Annotated in this window: 1 protein-coding gene; it reads left to right on the top strand. The window is 59.9% G+C overall.

Features of this window, described 5'->3' with window-relative positions:
- A partial coding sequence (locus BN2475_RS33185; RefSeq protein ID WP_094783513.1) for a LysE family translocator occupies positions 1-412 on the top strand: 412 nt, incomplete at its 5' end.
- Positions 413-546 lie beyond the last annotated feature (134 nt).

Here is a 546-nt window from a genome sequence, read left to right as displayed (position 1 = left end):
CTACACCGTCGTGAAAATCGCTGGAGCCGGCTATCTTCTTTGGTTGGGTGTAAAGCTTTTGCTGAAGCCGCGCGCTGCACTGAATACCGAGGTTGCCCCGCAAGCTATCGAAGGTGGGGCGATGTTCTGGCGAGGATTTCTGAGCAACCTGCTGAATCCGAAAGTCGGCGTCTTCTACGTCACCTTCCTTCCGCAGTTTGTACCGGCAGGCGCGAATGCCGCGAGCTACTGCTTTTGGCTGGCTTGCCTGCATGTCGCGCTGACGCTTGTATGGTTCGCCATCTTGATTTCCGCCACGGTCCCCCTGGGGCGATTCCTGCGACGCCCCGCAGCCGTCAAAACGCTGGACAGGTTGACGGGCGGTGTGTTCGTCGCCTTTGGTATAAAGCTGGCCGCGTCGACTTCGCGCTGACGGGAAAAGTCTCCGGACGTGCTGTGCTCGTTATAAGGCTCGCCCTTCGCTACGCGGTGACCATCGCCGCAGTCGCACGCCGACAAGCGAAACGCGGTGGCGCCGTCAGTACCATCACTACGTTCGCCAGATGC

The organism is Paraburkholderia ribeironis (assembly GCF_900019265.1).
In the GTDB taxonomy this organism is placed as follows: domain Bacteria; phylum Pseudomonadota; class Gammaproteobacteria; order Burkholderiales; family Burkholderiaceae; genus Paraburkholderia; species Paraburkholderia ribeironis.
Note: the sequence above shows the minus strand (reverse complement) of the source record. Positions and strands in the feature narration are given on the sequence as shown.